The sequence below is a fragment of the Streptomyces canus genome (assembly GCF_030815415.1).
Classification (GTDB): domain Bacteria; phylum Actinomycetota; class Actinomycetes; order Streptomycetales; family Streptomycetaceae; genus Streptomyces; species Streptomyces canus_F.
On sequence record NZ_JAUSWW010000001.1, the window covers coordinates 2,198,873 to 2,218,004 of the forward strand.

17 protein-coding genes and 1 pseudogene are annotated in these 19,132 nt (G+C 71.0%); 7 read left to right on the forward strand and 11 right to left on the reverse strand.

The features are described 5' to 3' along the window. Positions 1 to 5: 5 nt before the first annotated feature. From QF037_RS10270 to QF037_RS10300, 7 genes are all read right to left on the reverse strand, one after another. Positions 6 to 1,025: an ABC transporter permease gene (locus QF037_RS10270; protein WP_307023833.1), complete on the reverse strand. Its 1,020-nt coding sequence runs from the start codon at positions 1,023 to 1,025 to the stop codon at positions 6 to 8. Then, positions 1,022 to 2,539 (reverse strand): sugar ABC transporter ATP-binding protein, encoded by a 1,518-nt coding sequence (locus QF037_RS10275; protein WP_307023835.1) that lies wholly within the window; start codon positions 2,537 to 2,539, stop codon positions 1,022 to 1,024. Before QF037_RS10275 ends, QF037_RS10270 begins: the two co-directional genes overlap by 4 nt. 137 nt (positions 2,540 to 2,676) lie before the next feature. Then, positions 2,677 to 3,858, reverse strand: coding sequence for an ROK family transcriptional regulator (locus tag QF037_RS10280; RefSeq protein WP_307037092.1), 1,182 nt, complete (start codon positions 3,856 to 3,858; stop codon positions 2,677 to 2,679). A gap of 214 nt (positions 3,859 to 4,072) precedes the next feature. Then, on the reverse strand, positions 4,073 to 4,753 hold the full coding sequence (locus QF037_RS10285) for a GntR family transcriptional regulator (protein WP_307023837.1): 681 nt from the start codon (positions 4,751 to 4,753) through the stop codon (positions 4,073 to 4,075). Between the two features lie 138 nt (positions 4,754 to 4,891). Further along, entirely contained in the window at positions 4,892 to 5,839 is a 948-nt protein-coding gene (locus QF037_RS10290; protein ID WP_307023839.1) for a beta-ketoacyl-ACP synthase III, read from the reverse strand. A 149-nt stretch (positions 5,840 to 5,988) separates the two neighbouring features. Next, entirely contained in the window at positions 5,989 to 6,126 is a 138-nt protein-coding gene (locus tag QF037_RS10295) for an MFS transporter small subunit (protein ID WP_199924543.1), read from the reverse strand. Then, positions 6,092 to 7,429, reverse strand: a complete 1,338-nt coding sequence (locus tag QF037_RS10300; RefSeq protein WP_307023842.1) for an OFA family MFS transporter — start codon at positions 7,427 to 7,429, stop codon at positions 6,092 to 6,094. Before QF037_RS10300 ends, QF037_RS10295 begins: the two co-directional genes overlap by 35 nt. Positions 7,430 to 7,651: 222 nt before the next feature. Between QF037_RS10300 and QF037_RS10305 the strand changes: the two are divergent. Both QF037_RS10305 and fdhD read left to right on the forward strand, forming a co-directional pair. Then, positions 7,652 to 7,768, forward strand: a pseudogene (locus QF037_RS10305) (2Fe-2S iron-sulfur cluster-binding protein); the annotation flags it as partial. 7 nt (positions 7,769 to 7,775) lie between these two features. Beyond that, complete coding sequence (gene fdhD / locus QF037_RS10310) at positions 7,776 to 8,624, forward strand: formate dehydrogenase accessory sulfurtransferase FdhD (RefSeq protein WP_307023844.1); 849 nt, start codon at positions 7,776 to 7,778, stop codon at positions 8,622 to 8,624. Between the two features lie 48 nt (positions 8,625 to 8,672). On the opposite strand, the gene QF037_RS10315 is transcribed toward fdhD, so the two are convergent. After that, on the reverse strand, positions 8,673 to 9,200 hold the full coding sequence (locus tag QF037_RS10315; protein ID WP_307023848.1) for an isochorismatase family protein: 528 nt from the start codon (positions 9,198 to 9,200) through the stop codon (positions 8,673 to 8,675). Between the two features lie 170 nt (positions 9,201 to 9,370). Here QF037_RS10315 and QF037_RS10320 point away from each other — a divergent pair, with 170 nt between their 5' ends. Then, positions 9,371 to 10,627: a DUF4185 domain-containing protein gene (locus tag QF037_RS10320; protein ID WP_307023850.1), complete on the forward strand. Its 1,257-nt coding sequence runs from the start codon at positions 9,371 to 9,373 to the stop codon at positions 10,625 to 10,627. On the opposite strand, the gene QF037_RS10325 is transcribed toward QF037_RS10320, so the two are convergent. Continuing rightward, the gene (locus QF037_RS10325; RefSeq protein ID WP_307037094.1) at positions 10,563 to 11,618 is read right to left on the reverse strand and encodes a bile acid:sodium symporter family protein; all 1,056 of its coding nucleotides are present in this window, start codon (positions 11,616 to 11,618) and stop codon (positions 10,563 to 10,565) included. The genes QF037_RS10320 and QF037_RS10325 overlap by 65 nt on opposite strands. A gap of 162 nt (positions 11,619 to 11,780) precedes the next feature. On the opposite strand from QF037_RS10325, the gene QF037_RS10330 reads away from it, so the two are divergent. Further along, positions 11,781 to 12,644: a LysR substrate-binding domain-containing protein gene (locus QF037_RS10330; RefSeq protein ID WP_307023852.1), complete on the forward strand. Its 864-nt coding sequence runs from the start codon at positions 11,781 to 11,783 to the stop codon at positions 12,642 to 12,644. Between the two features lie 28 nt (positions 12,645 to 12,672). On the opposite strand, the gene QF037_RS10335 is transcribed toward QF037_RS10330, so the two are convergent. After that, positions 12,673 to 13,656: an Lrp/AsnC family transcriptional regulator gene (locus tag QF037_RS10335; protein WP_307023854.1), complete on the reverse strand. Its 984-nt coding sequence runs from the start codon at positions 13,654 to 13,656 to the stop codon at positions 12,673 to 12,675. A 109-nt stretch (positions 13,657 to 13,765) separates the two neighbouring features. On the opposite strand from QF037_RS10335, the gene QF037_RS10340 reads away from it, so the two are divergent. The 3 genes from QF037_RS10340 to QF037_RS10350 all read left to right on the forward strand — a co-directional run bounded on the left by QF037_RS10340 (position 13,766) and on the right by QF037_RS10350 (position 18,301). Beyond that, complete coding sequence (locus QF037_RS10340) at positions 13,766 to 15,265, forward strand: MFS transporter (protein WP_307023856.1); 1,500 nt, start codon at positions 13,766 to 13,768, stop codon at positions 15,263 to 15,265. A gap of 263 nt (positions 15,266 to 15,528) precedes the next feature. Further along, on the forward strand, positions 15,529 to 17,355 hold the full coding sequence (locus QF037_RS10345; RefSeq protein ID WP_307023858.1) for an AMP-dependent synthetase/ligase: 1,827 nt from the start codon (positions 15,529 to 15,531) through the stop codon (positions 17,353 to 17,355). A gap of 109 nt (positions 17,356 to 17,464) precedes the next feature. Beyond that, a complete protein-coding gene (locus QF037_RS10350; RefSeq protein WP_307023860.1) occupies positions 17,465 to 18,301 on the forward strand; it encodes an aldo/keto reductase in 837 nt (278 codons plus the stop codon). Between the two features lie 49 nt (positions 18,302 to 18,350). Here the strand turns inward: QF037_RS10350 and QF037_RS10355 are convergent, their stop codons facing one another. Continuing rightward, positions 18,351 to 19,100: a helix-turn-helix transcriptional regulator gene (locus QF037_RS10355; protein WP_307023861.1), complete on the reverse strand. Its 750-nt coding sequence runs from the start codon at positions 19,098 to 19,100 to the stop codon at positions 18,351 to 18,353. Between the last annotated feature and the right edge of the window lie 32 nt (positions 19,101 to 19,132).

A 19,132-nucleotide genomic window follows, 5' to 3' on the forward strand; every position in this document is an offset into this window, starting at 1 on the left:
TTTCCTCAGGTCGTGCTTGCGGTACGGCGCTGGACCAGCACGGCGGCGACGATGATCGCGCCCTTCGCGATCTGCTGGACGTCGCTCTGCAGGTTGTTCAGGGCGAAGATGTTGGTGATCGTGGTGAAGATCAGGACCCCGAGCACGGAGCCGGTGATGGTGCCGCGGCCGCCGCTGAGCAGCGTGCCGCCGATGATCGCGGCGGCGATCGCGTCGAGCTCGTAGAGGTTGCCGTTGGTGTTCTGGCCCGAGCCCGAGAGGATGATCAGCAGGAAGGCGGCGATGCCGCAGCACAGCCCGGACAGCAAGTAGAGGTAGAGGCGTTGGCGGCGGACGTCGATGCCGGCCAGGCGGGCAGCCTCCGCGTTGCCGCCGACCGCGACGGTGCGGCGGCCGAAGGTGGTGCGGTTGAGGACCAGCCAGCCGATGATCGTGACGACGGCGAAGACCATGACGAGCGGCGGGATCCCGAGGACGTACGCGTCGCGCAGCCCGAGGTCCAGGACGCTGTCGACGGTGACGATCTGCGTCTTGCCGTCGGTGATCTGCAGGGCGAGGCCGCGCGCCGAGGCGAGCATGGCGAGCGTCGCGATGAAGGGGACCATCCCGCCGTACGCGATGAGCAGTCCGTTGACCAGGCCGCAGCCGAGGCCCACCAGGACCGCGGTGAGGAGGATGCCGCCGAAGCCGTACTCCTGGGTGGCGACCGTGGTCGCCCACACGGAGGCCAGGGCGACGATCGCACCGACGGACAGGTCGATGCCGCCCGACATGATCACGAAGGTCATGCCGACCGTGACGACGCCGATCACCGAGCCCTGGGTGAGGACGAGTTGGAGGTTGCGGGTGTCGAGGAACTCGTCCGGTTTGGTGACGCCGCCGACCACGATCAGTGCGGCCAGGACTCCGAGCAGGGAGAGGGTGCGCAGGTCGACTCGGGCCAGCAGCCCTCGCCAGACGGGTGGTTGGTCCACGGGGGCGGTCTTTCCGGTGCCGTCCCGGGGCGGGGAGACGTGCTGCGTCATGACGCCGGGCTTCCTTCCATGACGAGGTCCAGTACGCGGGATTCGTCGAGCTCGCGGGCGGGGGCCGTGTGCACGACACGGCCCTCGCGCAGTACGAGGACGCGGTCGGCGAGGCCGAGCACTTCGGGCACCTCGCTGGAGACGAGCAGAACGGCGAGGCCTTCGTCGGCCAGTCGACGGACGACTGCATACAGTTCACTGCGGGCACCGACGTCGACGCCGCGGGTCGGCTCGTCCAGGAGCAGCACCCGGCAGCCGCGCAGGAGCCAGCGGGCGAGGACGGCCTTCTGCTGGTTGCCGCCGGACAGGGTACGGACCGGGACGGACGGGTTGTCGGGCCGCAGGGACAGCTCGCGGGTGGCCGCCCGCGCCGCGCCGAGTTCGGCGCCGCGGTCGATCCAGCCGCCGCGCGAGAAGCGGGACATGGTGGAGACCGAGACGTTGCGGGTGACGGACTCCAGCATCAGCAGGGCCTGCGCCTTGCGCTCCTCGGGGGCGAGGCCGAGCCCGGCGCGGACGGCGGCGCGGACGCTGCCGGGCTTGAGCGGTCGGCCGTCGACCAGGACCTGCCCGGAGGTCGGCTTCCGTGCACCGTATACAGTCTCCAGGATTTCGGATCGGCCGGATCCGACGAGGCCGGCCAGTCCGACGATCTCGCCGGGGTGCAGGGTGAGGTCGAAGGGCTCGAACTCGCCCTCCCGGCCGAGGCCTCTGACCTCCATGACCGGGGTGCCCGTGGGAGGCGACACGGGACGGTCGGGGAAGACGTACTCCACGTTCCGTCCCGTCATCAGCGCCACGACCTCACGGGTCGGGGTCGTCTTGGCGGGCAGCCCGCCCGCGACGGCCCGTCCGTCCTTCAGCACGGTGACGCGGTCGCCGATCCGCCGGATCTCCTCCAGCCGGTGGGAGATGTAGACGACGGCGACGCCGTCCGCGGTGAGGTCGCCGACGATCCGGAAGAGGTTGTCGACCTCGTCCGGGTCGAGGGCGGCGGACGGTTCGTCCATCACGATGAGCCGTACGTCGTGGGAGAGGGCCCGCGCCATGGAGACGATCTGCTGCTGGGCCGCGGACAACTCGCCGACCAGGCGGGCCGGGTCGATCTCGGGGTGCCCGAGCCGCTTGAGCAGCAGGCCGGTCGACGCGCGGGCCGCCTTGCCCCGTACGACGAATCCGGCCGTCGTCGGTTCGTGGCCGAGGTGGACGTTCTCGGCGACCGACAGGTGCTCCACCAGGTCGAGTTCCTGGTAGATGGTGGCGATGCCGAGGCGCATGGCGGCGATCGGCGAGCGCAGGGTGACCGGCTCGCCGCGCCAGGTGATGGTGCCGTCGTCGGGCTGGTGGGCGCCGGCCAGGACCTTGATGAGGGTGGACTTGCCGGCCCCGTTCTGGCCGAGCAGACAGTGCACTTCACCGGCCTGGACGTCGAGGTCGACGCCGTCGAGGGCCCGGACTCCGGGGAACGACTTGGTGATGCCGGACATGCTGAGGAGCGGTGGTTCTGGTGCCATGCGTGGTTCCCCTCGGCTGGCGTGCGGGCCGTTTCAGGGCAGGGCGAGGCAACGGGTCGTGCCGGTGGGCTGTGCCGGACCAGTGGCTTGCGGGGACTTGCGTGGGCCTCTTCCGGCTCACGCAGGCCTGTTCGGGTCTACGCGGGTGAGAACAGGTGGTCGCTGATCAGCCGGGCCGCGCCGATGACTCCGGCGGTGGGGCCCAACTCCCCCAGAACGATGGGCAGGTTGCCGGTCGCGAGGGGCAACGACTGGCGGTAGACCTGGGTGCGGATCGCGGCGAGCAGGGTGTGGCCGAGGCCGGTCACCCCGCCGCCGATCACCACCAGGCCGGGGTTGAAGAAGCTGACCAGGCCGGCGATGACCTGGCCGGTGCGGTTGCCGCCCTCACGGATGAGGTCGAGGGCGGTGGCGTCGCCGGCGGCGGCCGCGGCCGCGACGTCGATGGCGGTCAGGGTGCCGTTGGTCTCCAGCCGGGCGGCGAGTTCGGCGGAGTGTCCCTGCTGGGCCGCCTCGATGGCGTCCCGGGCGAGGGCCGCCCCGCTGAAGTGGGCTTCCAGGCAGCCCTGGTTGCCGCAGGCGCAGGGGCGGCCACCGGGCACGGCCTGGATGTGCCCGATGTCGCCCGCACTGCCCGTCGCACCGCGGTGGACCTCACCGCCGACGACGATGCCGCACCCGATACCGGTGCCGATCTTGACGCAGAGGAAGTCGCCCACGGAACGCGCGACGCCCGCGTGCTGCTCCCCCATCGCCATCAGGTTCACGTCGTTGTCGACCATGACCGGGCAGCCCAGGTCCTGGCTCAGCGCCTCCCGGACCGGGAACCCGTCCCAGCCCGGCATGATCGGCGGAGCCACCGGAACACCCTCGGGAAAACGGACCGGCCCCGGCACGCCGATGCCGGCACCGTCGAACCCCTCCGCCAGCCCCGTCGCCCTCAACTTCGCGGCCATGGACAGGACTTGCTCGAAGACCGCGACCGGGCCCTCGCGCACGTCCATGGGCTGGTTGAGGTGTCCCAGGATCTCCAGCTCGGCGTTGGTGACGGCGACGTCGACCGAGGTCGCGCCGATGTCCACGCCGAGGAAGCGCAGATTGGGGGCGAGCCGGATGTTGTGGGAGCGGCGGCCGCCGCGCGAGGCGGCGAGTCCGTCGGCCACGACCAGGCCCGTCTCCAGCAGCCGGTCCACCTCCACGGCCAGTTTGGACCGCGACAGGTCGACCTGATCGCCGAGCTGCGCACGGGAGTTGGGACCCCCGTCACGCAACAGCTTGAGCAGCCGGGCCTGATGAGAATTCGCGGGTCGCGCCGTCATCCGTCTCACGAGCCCCTCCCCGCCTCACTCGGCCGCCTGCCGTCGTGCTTTCGAGGGGAACGTAGCAGCGGCTGCCCGACCTGGGAAGAAGCTGTGCATGAATTGGTGCCGACTTTCTCCACTCGCAGGACAAAGGAGAGAGTCGAGCACCATGGACTGCCGAACGCGTCGGCTCAGCAGGTTCGGACGCGTCGGCTCAAGGGGTCGGCGGGACTCAGGACTTGGCCCGGGCGTGGTACGAGCGCCGCGTGTGTTCCGTGTGCTCGCGCATGAGCTGCGTGGCGCGGGTCTCGTCACGGTCCATGATCGCGCCGATCAGCTCCCGGTGTTCGTCCCAGGACTGCTGTCCGCGCTGCCGGGCGATGGGCGCGTAGTACCAGCGGACGCGCCGGTCGACCTGAGCGGCCAGCTCGGCGAGAACGGCGTTGCCGGCCAGTTCCATGATCTTCGCGTGGAAACGGGCGTTGAGCAGGACCGCGGCCTCCACATCGTCCGCGGCGACGGCCCGCATGCCCTGCTCCTGGATGTCGCGCAGGGCCTCGATGCCGGCCTTGGGCGCGCCCGCCGCGGCGAGCCGGGCGGCTTCGGCCTCCAACAGCGTACGGACGGTGAGGAGCTGGTCGGCCTCCTCCTCGGTGGGCTCGTGCACGAACGCGCCCTGCGCGGGCCGCAGATCGACCCACCCTTCCGTGTTCAACCGCTGCAACGCCTCGCGCACGGGCTGCCGGGAGACGCCGAGATGTCCGGCGAGCTCGCTCTCGACCAAGTGCTGGCCGGGCTGCAGCGCTCGGGTCGTGATGAGTTCGAGCAGCGCCTCGTAGACACGGTCGCGCAGCGGGCCGGGGCGTTCCAGTTTGGGCACCGCACCCTGTGGCAGTCCTGGCGTCGACAACATCGGTCGGTCCCCCTCCTGGCAGCGCGAGACGACTGCGGTCCGAAAGTCGGTATGGATTGTCTTTCGTCTACAGCCTACGGCGCACCGTAGCCAGTCCGTCACGGAGTCGACCGCGTCACACCTCGTGGTACGGGCAGGTCACGGGCAGCGGACGACCTGTCCCGCGTACGACAGGTTGCCGCCGAACCCGAAGAGCAGCACCGGGTCCCCGGTGGAGAGGGCGCCCTGCTCGACGAGCTTGGAGAAGGCGAGGGGGATGCTGGCCGCGGAGGTGTTACCCGATTCGGCGACATCCCGTGCGACGACGGCGTTGACGGCGCCGATCCGCTCGGCGAGCGGCTCGATGATCCGCAGATTGGCCTGGTGCAGGACGACCCCGGCGAGCTCCTCGGGCGCGAGCCCCGCCCGCTCACAGGCCTTGCGGGCCAGGGGCGGCAGCTGGGTGGTCGCCCAGCGGTACACGCTCTGCCCCTCCTGCGCGAACCGCGCGGGCTGCCCCTCGATCCGCACCGCGTTCCCCATCTCGGGCACCGAACCCCACAGCACGGGCCCGATACCGGCCTCGTCGCCCGGCCCGCAGGCCTCCACCACGGCGGCCCCCGCCCCGTCGCCGACGAGCACACACGTCGTGCGGTCGGTCCAGTCGGCCACGTCGGACATCTTGTCGGCGCCGATGACCAGCGCCCGGGTCGCGGCACCGGCCCGGATGGTGTGATCGGCGGTGGCCAGCGCGTGCGTGAAGCCCGCGCACACCACGTTGACGTCCATCGCCGCCGGCGAGGGGATACCGAGCCGGGCCGCGACCCGGGCGGCCATGTTCGGGGAGCGGTCCACGGCGGTGGACGTGGCGACCAGGACCAGGTCGATGTCGTCGGGCGCGAGACCGGCGGCGGCGAGCGCCTTGGCTGCGGCGTGCGAGGCGAGCTCGTCGACGGGCTCGTCGGGCCCCGCGATGTGACGCGTGCGGATGCCCACCCGGCTCCTGATCCACTCGTCACTGGTGTCGACCAGGCCCGCCAGGTCCTCGTTGGTGAGTACCTTGGCGGGCTGGTAGTGGCCGACGGCGGCGATGCGCGAGCCGTTCATTGGGTGGTCCCCCTCGTTGCCTTGGGTAGCGGGATCCACCAGTCTGATCAGTGACTCGCGGGTACGACGCCACCCAAGGCGACAGGAAACCGTCGCCCAGGTTGTCGGCTTCTGTCAGGCCCTCGGACGCCCGAACACTTCCGGGACGCTCACTTGGTGAAGAGCTGCGTCGCCTTCTGCACGAGTTCGTACAGGCCGTAGGCGAGCGGTGCCCCCACCCACAGCCAGGCGAAGGCGATCAGCGGACGCCGGTCAGGCGGGCTCTGACTGCTGTCGTTCTGCGACATCGGCGGCCTCCCTCGGTGCGGGGATGTGGTGACGGACATGGACGGGCCGGACCAGTTCGTTGGCGACGAACCCGATCGCGAGCAGCCCGATCATGATGAAGAGCGACATGGTGTAGAGGGAGGAGCCGTCCTTGCCGGCCTCCTCCTGCCGGTCGGCGATCCAGTTCACGATCAGCGGTCCGAGGACACCGGCCGTGGACCAGGCGGTGAGCAGCCGGCCGTGGATCGCGCCGACCTGGTACGTCCCGAAGAGGTCCTTCAGATAGGCGGGGATCGTGGCGAAGCCGCCCCCGTAGAACGAGAGGATCACCAGGGCGCACAGGATGAACACCGGCTTGGACGAGTCACCGACCAGCGCGATGAGCAGATACATCAGCGCGCCCGCGCCCAGGTAGAGGCGGTAGATGTTCTTGCGGCCGATCAGGTCCGAGGTGGACGACCAGCCGATACGGCCCGCCATGTTGGCCGCCGAGAGCAGCGCGACGAAACCGGCCGCGGCCGACACCGACACCGGCGTCGAGGTGTTCCTGAAGAAGTCCGTGATCATCGGGGCGGCCTTCTCCAGGATGCCGATGCCCGCGGTCACGTTCATGCAGAGCACGACCCACAGGCACCAGAACTGCGGAGTCCGCACCGCATTGCGGGCGGAGACCTGCGGCCCCGCGAGAATGCTCGGCCCGCTGTCGCCGATGGGCTTCTCCGTGCGCGGCACCCGGACGAGCAGGACGCCCAGCGTCATGAAGACCGCGTACGACAGACCGTGCACGAGGAACGCCGCCGCGATCCCGGAGCTGTCGGAGCCGAACGACTCCAGCATCTGCGCCGACCAGGGCGAGGCGATCAGCGCACCGCCTCCGAAGCCCATGATGGCGATGCCGGTGGCCATGCCCGGCCGGTCCGGGAACCACTTGATCAGTGTCGACACGGGTGAGATGTAGCCGATGCCCAGGCCGATGCCGCCGACGAAGCCGTAGCCGAGGACGATCAGCCAGTACTGCTCGGTGTACGCGCCGAGCGCGGAGAGCAGGAACCCGGACGAGAAACAGATCAGGGCGACGGTCATCGCCCAGCGCGGTCCGTTGCGTTCCACGAGCGTGCCGCCGAACGCGGCCGACAGGCCGAGCATGACGATGCCCAGCTGGAAGGGCAGCGCGCTCTGCGTACCGCTGAGGCCGAGCGCGGACTCCAGGGGCGGCTTGAACACGGACCAGGCGTACGCCTGACCGATGGAGAGATGGACCGAGAGCGCGGCTGGGGGTACGAGCCAACGGCTCCAGCCGGCGGGGGCGACGGGGGGACTCATGATCCCGGACGGTAGGGAGAACCAAGGGAGTTGAGAAGGCGGCGCGTCGAAGGTATGCGATGAACGGTATGCAGCACGCGCCGAACGGTCGGACCGTCCGGTTTCCGTGTCGCACCCACCACTGTGCGTACTCTTGTCGACACCTCGGCCATACTGTAGACAATATGGGGTCGACGGCATTCGGCATCGCACATCCCGCGGGGTGGGCCGCGGCCTGACCGGCACGTGCAGGACAATGACATCGTGGGGGTCACCGCGCCGCACGACGGCCCGGTGGTCCGGGGCAACCTCTGCATCAAGGGCCGTTTCGGCTACCAGCACGTACAGAACCGGGGCTGATCAGGACATGGGACGAGTCACGGAACGACGCAAGGTGATCCGCATCCGGGACGGGGCCGTCTCCTCCCGCCCGGACACACTGGTCGCCGAGGAGCCGCTGGAGATCCGGCTGAACGGCAAGCCGCTCGCGATCACCATGCGCACACCGGGTGACGACTTCGCCCTGGCGGCCGGTTTCCTGGTCAGCGAGGGTGTACTGGCGGCCGGATCCGATCTGCGGAACATCGTCTACTGCGCGGGCGCGACCGTGGACGGCTCCAACACCTACAACGTGGTGGACGTGCGGACCGCCCCCGATGTGGTGATCCCCGACATCACCCTCGAGCGCAACGTGTACACCACCTCGTCCTGCGGCCTGTGCGGCAAGGCGAGTCTCGACGCGGTCCGTACGACGACCCGCTGGCCCATCTCCGACACTCCCCCGGTCCGCCTCGAACCCGATCTGCTCGCGGGCCTCCCCGACCGGCTGCGCGCGGCTCAGCGGGTCTTCGACCGGACCGGGGGCCTGCACGCCGCCGCCCTCTTCACCGAGGACGGCGAGCTCCTCGACATTCGCGAGGACGTCGGCCGGCACAACGCCGTCGACAAGCTGGTCGGCCGCGCTCTCCAGAACGACGACCTGCCCCTGTCCCGCGTCGTCCTGCTCGTCTCCGGCCGGGCCTCCTTCGAGCTCGCCCAGAAGGCGGTCATGGCCGGCATCCCCGTCCTGGCCGCCGTCTCCGCACCCTCGTCCCTCGCCGTCGACCTCGCCGTCGAGACCGGCCTCACCCTCGTCGGCTTCCTGCGCGGCTCGTCCATGAACGTGTACGCGGGAGAGGGCCGGATCGCCCTGCGGACCACGGCCGCTCAGGGCTGACCGCACCCCTCGCGGCACACCGGCGAGCCCGGGGACCCCGCCCCGAGGTCAGCCCCGGCCGAGGGTCAGCTCCGCCGCGCGTACCACCGACCCCAGCCGCGGGAAGTCCAGCCGTACGGACGCCTCGTGCTCGGCCGCCGTGAGCGCGGCCATGGCGTCCTCGACGAAGACGAGGTCGTAGCCGAGGTCGCCGGCGGCGCGGGCGGTGGACTCCACGCCGAGGTTGGTGGCGATGCCGCCGAACACGAGGGTGCTGACGCCGAGTTCACGGAGACGGTCGTCGAGGCCGGTGCCCTGGAAGCCGCCGATGGTCCGCTTCACGATCTCGACGTCGCCGTCCTGGGCGAGGCCGCTCACCAGCCCGCTGCCGGGCGGCTGTTCGGCGGCCCCGGGGCGTTCGACGCGGATGAGGACGACGGGGGCGCCCGCCGAACGGAAGGCGGTCGCCAACTCCTGGGCGGCGACGAGGACTTCGGTGCCCTTGCGGGGCTCCAGGGGCAGCGCGACGATCCGGTCCATCAGATCGACGAGGACGAGGGCGCTGCGCGCCGGATCGAGGGTGACGGGTTCGGTCATGACGGAACGTTATCCGCCGTCAGCCCTCCGTACCGGAAATCCGGATCAACAGGCCCTGGAAGCGCCCGCGTTCGGCGACGCCGTAGGCCGGCCACAGGTCGCCCCGTTCGGCACCACGTTCCTCCGACTCCCCATGGACCGGACGAGCAAGAGCCACTAACGTCCCGTGGGTGCCCGAGGACATACGAGCACGACAGCGGACGGGAACGGGGCTCGGCCTGTTGCTGACCCTGGTTCTCGGGGCCGTGCTGCTCACGGCCCTGCCCAAGGACGACGATCGACAGGATGCGGGCGACTGTATACCGCACACCGTCGGCGCGTGGTCGTCGGACGACCGGCTCACCGGCGAGTTCGCCCGCTACGGGGACGACGCCACCCGCGCCGACGACTGGACCGGCGGTGACGGCACCCACTCGGTGCGGCTGCCGGACGGCCGGGTGCTGTGGCTGTTCTCGGACACCTATCTCGGCCAGGTGTACGCCCCGCCCAACCCGGTCGGCGAGTCCTTCGCCTGGCGGGACACCACCGCCCCCCTGGTCCGCAACTCGGCGGTGCTGATGCGCGAGGGCCGGCTGGAGACCACCCTGCCGGCCCCGCTCTTCCCCGACCCGGCGCCCAACCAGTGGCGGTGGCCGGTCGCGGCGCGGGTCGAGCCGCGTGAGCCCGGGTCGGACGAGCGGGTCGTGCGGGTGCTGCTGTGGGTGCGGACGGCTGGGGCGGCGCCGTGGATCTACGGAATGCCCACCGCCACCGAGGTGGCCACGCTCTCGCTGCCCGATCTGCGGGTCGAGTCCATCACCAAGGTGTTCGACCAGCAGCTGGTCCCGGACGCCTCCCGGCGTGTCCTGTTCGGCACCACGCTGATCAAGGAGGACGGCTGGACGTACGTCTTCGGCGGCGACGACGGCCAGGCGGCGTCCCGGCCGGTCTCGTCGGCCTATGTGGCCCGGGTCCCGGAGGGCAGGCTCGGGGAGCCCGCGGCCTGGCAGTACTGGAACGGCTCCACCTGGGCGTCCGGAGCCCGCCCGGCCCCGGTGCTCGGCAACCAGCACAAGCGCACCGGGGTGGGCAGCGCCTTCTCCGTGGTGCGCAAGGACGGCACGTACGTCCTGTTCACCATGGCGGCGGGCACCGCGGGACTGACCACCGTCACCTCGTACTGGGCCTGCTCCCCCACCGGACCGTGGCACGGACCGACCAGGCACCTCAATGCCGCGCTGCCGGACGGCGAGGTCGCGGCGTACAACCCGCAGGTCCACCCTGCTGTATCCGACAGCGCCTCCGGCGCGGGGAACGGCGGCGGGCGGCTGGTGCTCAGCTACGACGTGAACTGGCTGGAGCCGGCCGCCGCGGCGGCGCAGCTCAACCGGAACGTGTCCCTGTACCGACCGAGGTTCGTGACGCTGACACTGGAGCCACGGAAGTGACCTCGGCCCCCGGCCCCTCCCCCGGCCCCTCCCCCGGCCGCTCCTGCGCGCCCGGGTCGTGGGAGCGGCGCTTGGCGATCACCGCGCACACCATCAGCTGCATCTGGTGGAAGAGCATCAGCGGCAGTACCGCCAGCGACGCGTGCGCGCCGAAGAGCACGCTCGCCATGGGCAGTCCGGAGGCGAGGGACTTCTTCGAGCCCGCGAACTGGATCGCGATCCGGTCCTCGCGGCCGAAGCGGAGCGCCTTGGCGCCGTACCAGGTCAGCGCCAGCATCACGGCGAGCAGCACGGCCTCGACCACGAGCAGTCCGGCCAGCCTCATCGGGCTCACCTGGTGCCAGATGCCCTGGACCATCCCCTCGCTGAACGCGGTGTAGACGACGAGGAGGATCGAGCCGCGGTCGACCAGGCCGAGGACCTTCTTGTGCCGGGTGACGAAGCCGCCGATCCAGCGGCGCAGCAGCTGCCCGGCGACGAACGGCACCAGCAGCTGGAGCACGATCTGGACGAGCGAGTCGGCGGAGAACCCGCCGGCGGTGCTGCCGAGCAGGGCTGCGGCCAGCAGCGGGGTGATGACGATGCCGACCAGCGAGGAGAACGAGCCGGCGCAGATCGCCGCGGGCACGTTGCCGCGGGCCATGGAGGTGAAGGCGATCGACGACTGGATGGTCGAGGGGACGAGCGTGAGGAAGAGCAGGCCCTGGTAGAGCGGTTGGGTCAGCAGCACCGGGACGAGGCCGCGGGTGGCCATGCCGAGCAGCGGGAAGACCAGGAAGGTGCAGGCCAGGACCGTGACGTGGAGCCGCCAATGCTTGACCCCCTCCAGCGCCTCACGGGTGGAGAGGCGGGCACCGTAGAGGAAGAAGAGGAAGGCGATCGCGGCGGTCGAGGCTCCGGAGGCGACGTCCGCGCCCGTCCCACGCGCCGGGAGGAGGGCGGCGAGGCCCACCGTTCCCAGGAGCAGCAGGATGTACGGGTCGATCGGCATCCAAGTCGGCCAACGCAGGCGTTTCACGGTGCTCCATCTAGCTGGTGTCTGTCGGCGGTACCGGGGCCGCAGGGCCCCCCTTCATCGTCCTCCTCCGGACCGCGATCGGGAATCCGGCATACGGCACTGACTGTCATCACGTTCCGCGATAAGATCCGGCTCATGTACGACCCGTCCCAGTTGCGTACGTTCCTGGCGGTGGCGCAGACGCTGAGCTTCACGCAGGCGGCCCGGCGGCTCGGGCTGCGCCAGTCGACGGTCAGCCAGCACGTACGGCGGCTGGAGAATGCCACGGGGCGGCAGTTGTTCACCCGGGACACCCACTCCGTGGAGCTGACGGAGGACGGCGAGGCGATGCTCGGCTTCGCGCGCCGGATCCTGGACGTGCATGAGCAGGCGTCGGCATTTTTCACGGGTACCCGGCTCCGCGGCCGGTTGCGCTTCGGCGCGTCGGAGGATTTCGTGCTGACCCGGCTGCCGGAGATCCTGGAGGGCTTCCGCCACGACCATCCCGAGGTCGACCTGGAGCTGACCGTCGAGCTCTCGGGCACCCTGCACGAGCAGTTGGAGGCCGGGAAGCTGGATCTCGTGCTGGCGAAGCGGCGGCCGGAGGATCCGCGCGGTGAACTCGTCTGGCACGACAAGCTGGTGTGGATCGGCGCGGAACGGCTCCGCCTCGAGGCGGACCGCCCGGTTCCGCTGATCGTCTATCCCCCGCCGGGCATCACCCGCGCCCTCGCCCTGGAGGCTCTGGAGCGGCAGGGCCGCGAGTGGCGCATCGTCTGTACCAGCGGCAGCCTCAACGGCCTCGTCGCCGCGGCCCGTGCCGGTCTCGGCGTGATGGCCCACTCCCGCGGTCTCGTCCCGCCGGGCCTGGTCCGCATGCCGGACCGCGCGGGCCTGCCCGAACTCGGCCGGGTCGACTTCGTCCTGGTCCACGGCCGCAGACGTACGGCGGCCCAGGGCGCGGCGGACGCGCTCGCGGGGGCCATCCTGACGGGCGGGGACCGGCTGCACCGGCGGTGAGCGCTCCCGTCGATCAGCCGGGCCGGCGTCAGCGGCCGGGCAGCTCGTAGGTCAGCTGCTTCACCCTCCGCAGGAACGGCGTCGCCTCCACGTGCTGGACCCCCTCCAGCCGGCCCAGTGGCCCGCTGAGGTAGGCGTACAGCCCCGCCGTGTCCCTGACGACCGCGGTCACGACGAGGTTGGAGGGGCCGGCGGTGGCGCTGGCGAAGGCGACCTCGTCGTGGCCGGCGAGGGCCCTGCCGACGGACGTGAGGGCGCCGGGTGCGGCGGTGATCCACAGGGACGCGGCCCGCGGGTAGCCGAGCGCCTCGGAGTGGTACTCGATGTCGATGTAGAGGGCCCCGGAGGCGAGCAGTGCGGCGAGGCGGCGCTTGACGGCCGACTCGGAGCGCCCGGTGGCGCGCTGGAGTTCCGGAGAGCCCGCCCGTCCGTCCCGCCGCAGGACGGCGAGCAGGGGTTCGTCGTCCGGCTCGACACGGGCCGGGCCGGTCCCGGGTTCCGGGCGCGGGCGCAGGGCGGCGATCTGCTCGTCGTCGAGCGCGCCGAACTTCCTCGACCAGCCGGCCGGGCCGCCGTAGAAGCGATGGAGCAGCTGGTGGGCGCGGATGTCCACGACGCCCGGGGTGCGGGGCAGCTTGCCGAGCAGCAGTGCGTCGTGGTCGCCGGGGCCGCGCGGCCGGGTCATGCAGACGATCTCGGTGCCCCCGGAGGCCAGTCCGATCCAGGCCGTGTCCGGCCGCTTGGCGAGCGCGTCGGAGATGGCCGCCGCGCTGTCGGGCGCGCAGCGGAACCGCAGGATCCACTGGTCCTCGCCGAGGACGTGGGGATCGCGGAGGGCGAGGACCCGCAGTCCCGCCTCGGCGCACAGCTTGCGGTAGCGGCGGGCGATCGTCTGGTCGGAGGCCCCGAGCACGGCGCCGAGACGGCTGAACGAGGCGCGGCCGTTGACCTCGAGCGCCGACAGCAACTGGAGGTCGAGAGCGTCCAGAACGGTGGATTCCAGCGTCAACATGCCTTCTCCTGTCGAGTTCCGGCGCTCGGACACCCATCACCGGTGGGATCGTCCGCACCGGAGCCATCGTACGAAGTACTACGCAGCCCACGGACGAGGAGTTGAGGACATGCGTACATGGGGGCCGCTCACCGCGGTGTGCCTGGGCACGTTCATGTTGTTGCTGGATGTCACGATCGCGATCGTCGCGCTACCGGACATGGCACGGGCGCTGGACGCGTCACTGAGCGATCTGCAGTGGGTGATGGACGGGTACGCGCTGGCGCTGGCCGCGCTGCTGCTCGGGATCGGCGCCGCGGCCGATGTGCTCGGGCATCGGCGGGTGCATGTGGCGGGTGTCGTGCTGTTCGCGGTGGCGTCGCTGCTGTGCGGCCTCGCCTCCGGGCCGGGGACGCTGGTCGCGGCCCGGGGGTTGCAGGGGGTGGGCGCGGCGGCGATGTTCGCGACGACGCTGCCGCTGCTGGGCTCGGTCTACCAGGGGCGGCGGCGGTCGGTGGCGCTCGGTGTGTGGGGAGCGGTGAGCGGCGGGGCGGCCGCGGTGGGGCCGGTGCTCGGCGGGCTGCTGACCGACGGGCCGGGCTGGCGGTGGATCTTCTACGTCAATCTGCCGGTGAGCGTGGCCGCGGTGTGGCTGACGCTGCGGCTCGTGCCCGAGTCGCGGGCGGCGCGCGGGCGCCGGGTGGACTGGGCGGGCACGGTGACGTTCGCGGGCTTCGCGGGCGGGGTGACGTACGGGGCGGTGCGGGCCGGCTCGCACGGCTGGACCGCGCCCGGCACCCTCGCCTCGTTCGGGCTCGCGGCACTCGCGCTGGTCTGCTTCGTCGTGGTGGAGCGGCGGGTGGCCGATCCGCTGCTGGATCTGCGGCTGTTCCTGCGCCCCGCGTTCTGCGGGGTGATGGCGGGGGCGCTCGCCTACAACGCGGCGGCGTTCGGGGTGATGGCGTACACCTCGATCTGGCTGCAGACCGTGCTGGGGATGAGTCCGGTGCGCGGCGGGCTGGTGTTCCTGTGGATGTCGCTGGCCGCTTTCGTGGTGTCCGCGGCCGGCGGGCGGCTGCTGCACGGGGTGCCGGTCCGGATCACCGTCGGGGGCGGGCTGCTGCTGATCGGATCGGGGCAGTTCTGCATGGCGGTGCTGGACGCGGGGTCGGGTGCCGCGGCTCTGGTGCCGGGGCTGCTGCTGGTGGGCTTCGGTACGGGGCTGGTGGCGCCCGGTATCGCGGGGGCCGCGCTGGCCGCCGTACCGCCGGAGCGGGCGGGGATGGCGGGCGGCGCGGTGAACACCTTCCGGCAGCTCGGGTACGCGCTCGGGATCGCCGGTTTCGGTACGGCGCTGACCTCCCGGATGCGGGACACGCTGCCGCACGAGGCGGCGCACACGCTCGCGGGCGGCGGTGCCGGGGCGCTGCGGGGCGTCTTCCCGGAGCAGGTGCTGCGGGCCGCGTTCGCCTCGGGGCTCAACACGGCGGCGGTGACCGCGGGTGCGCTGGCGACGGTCGGCGGGGCGCTGGTCCTCGCCCTGGTCCGGGCGCCGGGTGCCGGCGAGGCGGGTGTGACGGATCCGGCCGCGAAGACGCTGACAGAGGAGACGGCAACGCCGCGGAACTGATCCTTCCGCGAGCCGCCGTGAGCCCTGCCCGGGTCCGTAGCCGGGTCGTACAGATTCGGTGGAGATTACGGGACCGAAACTTACTCAACCGTCAGTTTTCTGTCCGACCCTTCCCCATGTGAGCGCATTTTCCGGCGCTGACCAGTGCGTACCTGAACCGGGCTCGGATCCGCACCCCCTCCCGCCCCGTCCCCGGGTGGGGTAGCTTTCACGGCGCTGTGCGGAGCCACCAGGAACGGGGACCAGGGAGCGGGGAGCGGGGTTTGCGCGAGTTCACCAACCCTCCGTTGGCGTTGCCGGCCCCCGTGGGGGGACTGGCCGACGTCGTCTTCCGGCGTGCCCAGGAGGACCCGCAGCACATCGCGCTCGGCCGCAAGGACGAGCAGGACCAGTGGCGTGACGTCTCCTCCGCGGAGTTCCGGGACGAGGTGCTCGCCCTCGCCAAGGGGCTGCTCTCCCAGGGCATCCGGTTCGGCGACCGGGTCGCCATCATGTCCCGCACCCGCTACGAGTGGACCCTCTTCGACTACGCCCTGTGGACGATCGGCGCCCAGGTGGTGCCGATCTACCCCACCTCCTCGGCCGAGCAGTGTTTCTGGACGCTCTACGACGCCGAGTGCACGGCCGCCGTCGTGGAGCACGAGGACCACGCGATGACGATCGCCACCGTCATCGACCGGCTGCCGCAGCTGCACCGGCTGTGGCAGCTGGACGCCGACGCCGTGCACGAGCTGTACGACGCGGGCGCCGCCCTCGACGACGACGTGGTGCACCGGCACCGGCAGGCGGTCACCCCGGACTCGGTCGCCACGATCATCTACACCTCCGGCACCACGGGCCGCCCCAAGGGCTGTGTCATCACCCACGGCAGCTTCATGTGGGAGGCGGACACGGTCGCCGAGCGCTGGGAGCCGGTGTTCCACTCCAAGAAGGGCGACGAGGCGGCGACCCTGCTGTTCCTGCCGCTCGCGCACGTCTTCGGGCGGATGGTGGAGGTCGCCGCGATCAGCTGCGGGGTCCGCTTCGGCCACCAGCCGCAGCTCAACGCCGCCGCACTGCTGCCGGACCTGGCCGCGTTCAAGCCGACGTTCATCCTCGCCGTGCCGTACATCTTCGAGAAGGTCTTCAACGCCGCCCGCCGCAAGGCCGAGAAGGAGGGCAAGGCCGGGCCCTTCGAGAAGGCCGTCGAGATCGCCGTGAAGTACGCGGAGGCCGTCGAGGCCAAGGCCTGGGGCATCGGGCCCGGTCCTTCGGCGGGTCTACGCGTGCAGCACCAGCTCTTCGACAAGCTCGTCTACGCCAAGGTGCGGGCCGCGATGGGCGGCCGGATCCGCAACGCGATGTCGGGCGGCTCGGCGATGGACCGCCGGCTCGGCCTGTTCTTCGCGGGCGCGGGCGTGCAGATCTACGAGGGCTACGGCCTGACCGAGTCGACGGCGGCGGCGACCGCCAACCCGCCCGGGCGCACCCGCTACGGCACGGTCGGCCAGCCCATCCCGGGCGTCACCGTGCACATCGCGGACGACGGCGAGATCTGGCTGCACGGCCCCAACATGTTCCAGTGTTACCTGAACAACCAGAAGGCCACCGACGAGACCCTGCACGACGGCTGGCTCGCCACCGGCGACCTGGGCTCCCTGGACGAGGACGGCTTCCTCACGATCACCGGCCGCAAGAAGGAGATCCTGGTCACCTCGGGCGGCAAGAGCGTGGCGCCCGGGCTGCTGGAGGAACGCGTCCGGGACCATCCGCTGGTCGCCCAGTGCATCGTCGTGGGCAACGACCGCCCGTACGTCGCCGCCCTGGTCACCCTCGACCAGGAGGCCGTCGAGCACTGGCTGACGATGCGCGGCAAACCTCAGCTGACCGCGGCCGAGCTGGTGACGGACGCGGACCTGGAGGCGGAGGTCAGACGGGCCGTGGTCGCCGCCAACACGCTGGTCTCGCAGGCCGAGTCGATCCGTACGTTCCGTATCCTGGCGCAGCCGTTCACCGAGGAGCACGGGCTGCTGACACCGTCGCTGAAGCTGAAGCGCAAGGCGATCGAGACGACGTACGCCGGCGAGGTCGAGGCCTTGTACCGGGCCTGAACTCGTTTCCGGCGGATTCTGTCGGATTCAGCGGTCAGGAATGCATCGGGGCGGTTGATCGTTGACGATGGGAGTACCACTTGTCGGCAACCGTAAGGATCAAGAGCTCGTGAGCAGCAAGGTCCCCCCGATCATCCTCAACAACGGCGTGGAGATGCCCCAGCTGGGGTTCGGAGTCTGGCAGGTGCCGGACGACGAGGCCGAGCAGGCGGTCAGCACCGCTCTGGAGGCCGGGTACCGCAGCATCGACACAGCGGCGATCTACGGCAACGAAGAGGGCACCGGCAAGGCGATCGCCGCCGCCGGTCTCCCGCGCGAGGACATCTTCGTCACCACCAAGCTCTGGAACAGCGACCAGGGATACGACGCGACCCTGCGTGCCTTCGACACCTCGCTGGAGAAGCTCGGCCTGGACTTCGTGGATCTGTACCTCATCCACTGGCCCACCCCTGAGCGGGACTTGTACGTCGACACGTACAAGGCGTTCGAGAAGCTGCACGCCGACGGCCGGGTCCGCGCCATCGGTGTGTCCAACTTCGAGCCCGCGCACCTCGAGCGGCTGATCGCCGAGACGTCCGTCATCCCGGCCGTCGACCAGATCGAGCTGCACCCCCACCTCCAGCAGCGCGCGGCCCGCGAGTACCACGCGGAGCAGGGCATCGCCACCGAGGCCTGGTCGCCGCTCGGCCAGGGCAAGGGCCTCCTGGAGGTCCCGGCGGTCGTGGCCATCGCGCAGAAGCACGGGCGCACTCCGGCGCAGGTCGTCCTGCGCTGGCACCTTCAGCTGGGCAATGTCGTGATCCCCAAGTCCGTGACCCCGTCCCGGATCAAGGAGAACATCGAGGTCTTCGACTTCAGCCTGGACACCGAGGACCTCGCGGCGATCAGCGCGCTGAACGAGGACCGGCGGCTGGGCCCGGACCCGTCGACGTTCAACGGGGCCTGACGGTACGGCGTTCCGAGGCCCGGGTGGTGGTTTGCCGCCCGGGCCTTCGTCATGTCCCCGCCTCGGGCTCGGGGAACAGCCGCGCGAGGGCGGCGGTACGGCTGGAGACGCCGAGCTTGCGGAAGGTGTTCTCCAGGTGCTTGCGGATCGTGCTGGGCGCGACGACGAACTGCCGCGCGATGGCCTCGGTGCCGAGCCCGTCCGCGACGGCCCGCATGACGTCGAGTTCCCGGACGGTGAGCCGCACCGGCGCCTGCCGCCGTAGCGCGGCCTCCCGGTAGACCGCGTACAGGTGCGGACGCAGCAACTCCAGTACGAGACGGTCGCGTTCGCTGAAGCGGCGTGAGGTCTCCCGGGAGAAGTTGTACGTGCGGATGCGGCCGGGCGCGCTGGGCAGCATCACGAAGAGCGTGTTGACGACGGGCTTCAGATACTCGGTGTAGAAGGCCTGGTTCCGTATCTCCCGTGCGGACTGGTAGTCCAGGTTCTGGGCGACCGGGAGACGGCCGCAGGCCTGGTCGGCCAGTCGGCAGTGCGGATGCTGGTGCCGCCAGCGCCAATAGGCCTCGACGTGCGGATCGTCGCCGTAGTCGCCCGCGTACAGCTCCTCCTGGAGGTGCAGATACCGGCGGGTGGGATTGTCGACCTCGTCGAACCCGGCCAGGTCGCAAGGGATCAGCCGGCCCAGCCCGCTCAGGAGACTGCGGGGCGGGAACTCGTCCCCGTCGTCGTGCCGAGCCTCGTCGAGGACGTCGAACATCGTCCGCAGGTCGTGTGTCGTGATCGAGTGACGGCTCATGTCCGCCTCCTGTCGCCGGACTCCTTCGACGG